4 protein-coding genes are annotated in these 7,207 nt (G+C 75.5%); all 4 read left to right on the forward strand.

The genetic code is table 11. The features are described from left to right. Positions 1-7: 7 nt before the first annotated feature. Positions 8-733, forward strand: coding sequence for a class I SAM-dependent methyltransferase (locus K2224_RS27935; protein WP_221909334.1), 726 nt, complete (start codon positions 8-10; stop codon positions 731-733). Then, entirely contained in the window at positions 730-5,097 is a 4,368-nt protein-coding gene (locus tag K2224_RS27940) for an alpha-(1->3)-arabinofuranosyltransferase family protein (protein ID WP_221909335.1), read from the forward strand. The genes K2224_RS27935 and K2224_RS27940 overlap by 4 nt, the downstream gene beginning before the upstream one ends. Continuing rightward, positions 5,094-6,629, forward strand: a complete 1,536-nt coding sequence (locus K2224_RS27945; protein ID WP_221909336.1) for a condensation protein — start codon at positions 5,094-5,096, stop codon at positions 6,627-6,629. Before K2224_RS27940 ends, K2224_RS27945 begins: the two co-directional genes overlap by 4 nt. Continuing rightward, on the forward strand, positions 6,626-7,207 hold a 582-nt coding region (locus K2224_RS27950), incomplete at its 3' end, for a bifunctional 2-polyprenyl-6-hydroxyphenol methylase/3-demethylubiquinol 3-O-methyltransferase UbiG (RefSeq protein WP_221909337.1). The genes K2224_RS27945 and K2224_RS27950, both read left to right, overlap by 4 nt.

A 7,207-nucleotide genomic window follows, 5' to 3' on the forward strand; every position in this document is an offset into this window, starting at 1 on the left:
CGGCCCCGTGCGCGACCCCTCGCTGCGCAGGTCCCTCACCCTCTTCCGGGCCTTCCTGAACGAACCCGCCGACCCCGGACACTGCTACCGGCTGCTCGCCCGGGACGCCGCCGACCAGGTCGAACGGTACGTCCCGCTGCGCGGCGCGACGGTCGCCGACGTCGGCGGCGGCAGCGGCCACTTCACCGAGGAGTTCCGCCGCCGCGGCGCCCACGGCTACCTCTTCGAACCCGACACCGCCGAACTCACCGCCCGCGGCCGGGCCCCCGACGGCGCGGTGCTCGCCGACGGCTACCTGCTGCCGCTCGCCGACGGCACCGCCGACGTCTGCTTCTCCTCCAACGTCCTGGAGCACGTCGCCGACCCGCAGACCTTCCTCAGCGAACTGGTGCGGGTCACCCGCCCCGGCGGCCTGATCTACGTGGCGTTCACCAACTGGCTCTCCCCCTGGGGCGGCCACGAGACCGCGCCCTGGCACTACCTCGGCGCGGCGCGGGCCCGCCGCCGCTACCAACGGCGCACCGGCCGCCCCGCCAAGCACACCCTGGGCGAGAACCTCTTCGCCGTGCACGTGGGCCGCACCCTGCGCCAGGTCCGCGCCCGGGACGACGTCACGGTCCTCACCGCCCGCTCCCGCTACGCGCCGTTCCTCGCCGAGACCATCCCCCGCCTGCCCGGCGTCCGCGAGATCGCCACCTGGAACCTCCTCCTCATCCTCCGGCGGTTGCCATGACCCAGACGCTGAAGATGTCCCCGTCCCCCGGCGCGCCCGACGCCGGCGGCACCCCGGCCACCGCCCCCGCGCCACCGCCCGGCGAACCCCGGCGCAGGCGCTGGCTGTTCGCCTTCTGGGCCGCCGTCCTGATCGCGTTCCTGGTCCCGTCCGCGGGCCGGACGACGTTCGAGACGAAACTGGGGGTGGCGCTCGACCCCTGGCGGTTCCTCACCGACCTCGGGCAGATGTGGCACGACCGGGCCGGCTTCGGCGGCCTCGCCGACCAGTACATCGGCTACGCCTTCCCCTCCCTCCCGTACTACGGCGCGGCCCGCCTCGTCCACCTGCCGGTCTGGCTCGCCGAGCGGCTGTGGATGTCGCTGATCGTCACCGCCGCCTTCTGGGGCGCGCTGCGGCTCGCCGAACGGTTCCGCGTCGGAAGCCCGCCCACCCGGCTGCTGGGCGCCGCCTGCTACGCCCTGTGGCCCGCCTTCACCCTCGTCGTCGGCTCCACCTCCGCCGCCGCCCTGCCCGGCGCGGTACTGCCCTGGGTCCTGCTGCCGCTCACCGACCACCGGCTCGACGCCCGCGCCGCGGCGACCCGTTCGGCCCTGCTGATCCCCTGCATGGGCGGCGTCAACGCGGCCTCCACCCTGGCGGCCCTGCTGCCCGCCCTGCTGTACCTGCTCTCCCGTACCGGCCCCCGCCGCCGCGCCCTGCTCGTCCGGTGGCTGCCCGGCGTCGTCCTGGCCACCGCCTGGTGGACCATCCCGCTGCTCCTGCTGGGGCTGCACGGCGAGAACTTCATGCCGTTCATCGAGCAGGCCGACACCACCACCGGCACCATGTCCGCCACCGAACTGCTGCGCGGCGCCGGCAACTGGGTCGGCTACCTCGACTTCGGCAAACCCTGGCTGCCCGCCGGGTGGACCCTGACCGGCAACGCCGCCGCCGTCGCCGGCTCGGCACTCGCCGCCGCCCTCGGCCTGGCCGGCCTGGCCCGCCGCGACCTGCCCGAACGCCGCTGGCTGCTGCTCACCGTGCTGACCGTCGCCCTGATCACGCTGGCCGGCTACGGCGGCGCCCTCGGCGGCCCCCTGCACGGCACCTGGCAGGACTGGCTGAACGGCTGGCTGCGCCCGTTCCGCAACATCTACAAGTTCACCCCCGGCCTCGGCCTGGCACTCGCCCTGGGCCTGGCCCATCTACTGGCCGCCGTCCGGTGGACGGGCACCGGGCGGCGCGCCACCCGCCCCGCCGCCCGCCGGCTGCCCGCCGCCGTCGCCGCCGTGCTCGTCCTGCCGGCCCTCGCACTGCCCTACCTCAACGGCAACGTCCTCCAGCCCGGCGCCTTCACCCGCCTCCCCGCCTACTGGCAGCAGACCGCCGACTGGCTGAAGACCCACACCGACGGCAGCCGCGCCCTGGTCGTCCCCGCCACCGCGCACGGCCTGTTCACCTGGGGCTCCCCCATCGACGACCCCCTCGACGTGCTCGCCCGGTCCCCGTGGGCACAGCGCGACTTCGTGCCGTTCGGCACCCCCGGCTCCCGCCGTGCCCTGGACGCCGTCGAACAGGCCCTGCTCACCGGCGCCGAAGTCCCCGGACTGCGCGACTATCTGCACCGGGCCGGCATCCACGACGTCGTCGTCCGCAACGACCTCGACCCCGACCAGATCGGCTACGTCCCCCCGCAGACCGTCGAACGCACCCTGGAGGCGTCCGGCTACCGCAAAACCGCCGCCTTCGGGCCGCTCACCACCGGCGGCCGCATCCCCGCCGACGCACCCCTCCAGGTCCAGGGCCTCTACCCGCGGCAGCGCTCCGTGGAGATCTACCGGCCACAGGGCGTCCCCGAACCCGGGCCCGTCACCGCCCCCGCCGCCGCGGCCACCGCCCAGCTCAGCGGCGGCCCCGAAGCCCTCCTCCAACTCTCCGCCGACCCCGCGCTGCGCGACCGGCCCACCGTCCTCACCGGCGACCGCCACCCCGGCATCGGCACCCCGCCGCTCCAGCTCACCGCCGACGGGCTGCGCCGCGCCGACACCCGCTTCGGCCTGGTCAACAGCAACACCTCGTACACCTACAGCGCCGACGAGAACAACCTCCCCGGCAGCCTCCAGGACCCCGGCCGACCACCACGGCAGATCCTCCCCACCAACGGCATCGAGCACCAGACCACCGCCGTCCTCCGCGGCGCCGCCGCCGTCACCGCCTCCTCCAGCGGCAGTTGGCTCTTCCACCTGCCGCAGTACGACCCGGTCAACGCCTTCGACGGCAACCCCGACACCGCCTGGGCCGAGGGCAGCGCCGGCAACCCCGTCGGCCAGTGGATCCGCATCGCCTTCACCACGCCCACCGCCATCCCCGCCCACCTCTTCGTCACCCCGCTCCCCGGCGACGGACTGCGCGCCGCCCCCACCGCCGTCCGCATCCGGACCGACCGCGGCAGCGCCGACAGCACCCTCCGCCCCGACGGCACCCGCCAGCAGATCAAGGCCCCGCCCGGGAAGGCCCGCTGGCTCCAACTCACCATCCTGGGCTCCCAGAGCCCGCGCGCCGGCCTCTCCGGCGCCGGCTTCACCGAGATCTCCGTCCCCGGCGTCCAGGTCACCCGGCTGCTCCAACTCCCCACCGACGCGGCGAAGTCCGACGCCCCCTCCGAGATCGTCTCGCTCCACCGGGGCAGCGACCCGGGCGGCCTCTCGCCCGCCTCCGCCGAGACCGGCCTGCACCGCCAGTTCAGCACCGGCCGCACCGCCCCGTACACCGTCACCGGCAGCGCGCTCGCCGTCCCCGGCGGCGCACTCGACCGCCTCCTGGACCAGGTCGCCCCCGAGCAGAAGGACCGCATCACCGCCACCGCCGACTCCACCGGCTTCGGCTTCGGCCGCTCCCTCAGCCCCCGCAACCTCGTCGACGGCGACCTGACGACGGCCTGGATCGCCGGCGCCCAACCCACCGTCCACCTGCGCTGGCCCGGCAAGAAGAAGATCGACCGGATCGTCCTGGCGGCCGCCGGCGGCATCTCCACCCGCCCCGAGGAGATCCGGCTCAACTCGCCCTACGGAGCCGCCACCGCCGGCGTCGACGACAACGGCCTGGCCCGATTCGACCCGATCACCACCGACCGCCTCGACATCACGATCAGCAAGGTCAAGGAACTCACCCTCAGCAACCCCGTCGCCGGCCAACCCCTCCAACTCCCCGTCGGCCTCAGCGAGATCTACCTCCCCGCCCTCGACGCCTACCGCACCCCCCGCCCGGACCCCACCGCGCGCTTCGCCCTCCCCTGCGGCAAGGGCCCCATGCTCGCCGTCGACGGCATCCTCTACGCCACCGAGGCCAACGGCCACGTCCGCGACCTCACCGAACGCCGCCCCGTCACCATCCGCCCCTGCGGCCCCGCCGCCCCCGGCAGCCACCTCCTCCTCCGCGCCGGCCAACACCGCGTGGAGGCCGGCGACCAGGGGGCACTGGTGGTCACGGACGTGCGGCTGGAGAGGTCCGCCGCCCCCGCTCGTTCCCCTGCCGACCGCCGGCCCTCCACCGGGAGCACTGCGGCGGCGGGACGGACCGTCGCCGTCAAGGACTGGTCCGGCGACCACCGCACCGTCACCATCGGCGCCGGCCAGGCCGCCTACCTCCAGCTCCACGAGAACGCCAACGACGGCTGGCACGCCGCCCTCGACGGCCGGGAACTCACCCCGCTCCGCGTGGACGGCTGGCAGCAGGCGTTCCTCGTCCCGGCCGGCGCCGGCGGCACCGTCACGCTCTCCTACGCCCCGGCAACCTCCTACGACCTGGGCCTGATCGCCGGCGTCCTGGGCATCGCCGCGCTCATCGCCTCCGCCCTGATCCGCCGCCCGCGCCGCACACCGCCGACCCCGCCGACCGCTCCGCAGCAACCGCCCGCCCCGTCCTGGGTCCTGGGCACACCGGCCCTGACGGCGGTGCTGGCCCTGGCCGCCGGCCCGTACGCGCTGATCGTCCTGCCGCTGGCCGTGGTGGCCCGGCTCCGGCCGCGGGCGCTGGTACCGCTGGCGGGCGCCGCGATGCTCGCGGCCGGCATCACGGCGGCCCTCGGCGCGGGCCACCCCGTCGCCGAGCAGACGGGCGCCTTCAGTCCCCTCGCCCAGGCCCTGGCCCTCCTGGCCCTCGCCTCGGCGGTCATCACCGTGCCGACGCCCGCAACGGGCGCCACCACGGACGGGGCCCCGTCCGATCCCGATCCCGGTGCTGATCCCGGTCCCGAGCCCGAGCCCGCAGCCAACTCCGTACGTCCACGCCGGGAATTCGCGGCAGGACCACCCCGGGAAGACGCAGGGGGACCGCCCCGGGAGAACCCGGCCGCGCCGCCCCAGGAGGACAGCCCCCGATGACCGCCCTCCAACCGGCCCGCCACGACCCGCCGCAGGCGCGGGGCGCCCGCCGCCCCGCCGACGCCCGCGTCCCCTTCCCCCTCGTGGACGAGATCTCCCGCCACTGCCTGGAGGACGCCGAACCGGAGACCGTCCACATAGAAGTGCACCTCCCCGGCCGACTCGACCACGAACGGCTGCGCACCGCGTTCCACCAGGCCCTCGCCCGCCATCCCCGCGTCCTGATGCGCCAGGTGCCGACCCGCTGGTGGCACCGCCACTACACCTGGCAGCTCACCCCGGCCCCGGACGTGGACCCGGTCGCCTTCCCGCCCCCGGGACCCGACGCCCTCGCCCGCGCCCGGACCCGCGCGCTCACCGAGTGCCCTCCTCTGGACGCCTCGCCACCGCTCCGCCTGGAGGTGATCGAGCCACCCCCCACCGGCGGCAACACCGCCACCAGCGTCCCCGGCGGCACCGTGCTGCTGCTCACCGTCCACCACACCGCCCTGGACGGCCCGGCCTGCCTCCGCATCTTGGCCACCGCCGCCGAACTGTACGCCGAGACCCCCGACATGCCCCCACCCCCGGCCCCCACCCCCCACACCGTCCACCCGCTCCCCCCAGTCCCCCTGCTCCCCTCACTTCCCTCCCGCCCCAACCCCCTCACCCGCCCGGCCCGCCTCGCCCCCGACCACACCACGACAGCGACCACCGCCCCACCAACCGGCAACGGCCTGCTCCTCACCGACCTCCCCCTCCCCACCCGCACCCCACACCCCACCAACCAATCCTCCCGTCCCCTCTACACCATCAACGACCAACTCCTCGTCGCCACCTACCTGATGACGACCCGCTGGAATCAACTCCACCACCACCGCCCCACCGCCCCCGTCGTCCTCACCATGCCCATCGACGACCGTCCTCCCGGCCCCCACATGCCCATCGGCAACGGCACCCGCCTCACCCAGGTCCCCTTCCCCCCGCCCCCACCTCCGCCCCCACCGCTGACACACCTCCTCCACCAGACCGCCGCCCGAACCCGCGCCCTCAAATCCGCCGCCCCCACCTCCCAACTCGGCCTGCCCGCAACCCTGCTGGCCGCCCTCCCCCTCCCCGTCGGCCCGCGCCGCGCCCTCGTCCGCGCCCTCCGCACCCTCGCCGCCCCCTGGTCACCCACGGCGCTCGTCTCCAACATCGGCCGCATCCCGTACCCCCTCGACTTCGGCGAGGCGGGCGGCCGGGCGACCGCGGTGTGGTTCTCCGCCCCGGCCCGGATGCCCCGCGGCCTGAGCATCACCACCGCCGCCACCCACGACGGCGACCGCGTCCACCTCGCCCTCCGCTGGTCCCGCGCCCTCCTCGACGACGCCTCCGCCGCCCAGCTCCTCGCCCTCCTCCGCTCCTCCTTCGCCACCACCCACCCCACTCCCGGCCCCCTCACACCCCCAACCGGACAGGGAAGCCCACCCCTCGACGCGGGAACCGCCCAAGAAACCCCACGACCCCAAGGAGACGCCCCACCCCCGAAACCGGAAGGAGCCACCCCATGACCACCCCCACACCGCCCCCCGCGCCGGCGGCCCCGGCGACCCCCACCCCACCCCCCGCCCTCCGGAACTTCTACGAGAACCCCGCCGTCCCCGTCGCATCCGGCGACGCCCGAAGCCGACGGCAGGCCCGCCTCCTGGCCCGCGCCCTCGGCCCCGTACACGCGGGCGTCCCACCCGCCACCATCCTGGACATCGGCTGCGGCGACGGCACCGCCGCAGCCACCGCCGCGAACACCCTCACGGGACACCGCGTCATCGGTGTCGACTGGTCCCAGGACGCCCTCCGCCGCGCCCGCACCCACATCCGGCACGTCGTTCGCGGCGAACTCACCGACGGCGGCCTCCCGTTCACGACCGGCGCGGCCGACGCCGTCCTCTTCAGCGAGGTCATCGAGCACCTCGTCGACCCCGACGCCGCCCTCGACGAACTCCGCCGCGTCCTCCGCCCGGACGGCCACCTGCTGCTCTCCACCCCGAACCTCGCCGCCTGGTACAACCGCGGCCTGCTGCTCGCCGGAATCCAGCCCGTCTTCTCGGAGGTCAGCCTCCGCGGCATCCACGGCCGCCCCGGCACCCAG

Origin of the sequence: Streptomyces sp. BHT-5-2 (genome assembly GCF_019774615.1) — a bacterium.
Lineage (GTDB): Bacteria > Actinomycetota > Actinomycetes > Streptomycetales > Streptomycetaceae > Streptomyces.

Bases quoted from the DNA above. Each gene is read 5' to 3' on its own strand.
- K2224_RS27945 (WP_221909336.1), top strand. From the start codon at position 5,094: ATGACCGCCCTCCAACCGGCCCGCCACGACCCGCCGCAGGCGCGGGGC.
- K2224_RS27940 (WP_221909335.1), top strand. From the start codon at position 730: ATGACCCAGACGCTGAAGATGTCCCCGTCCCCCGGCGCGCCCGACGCC.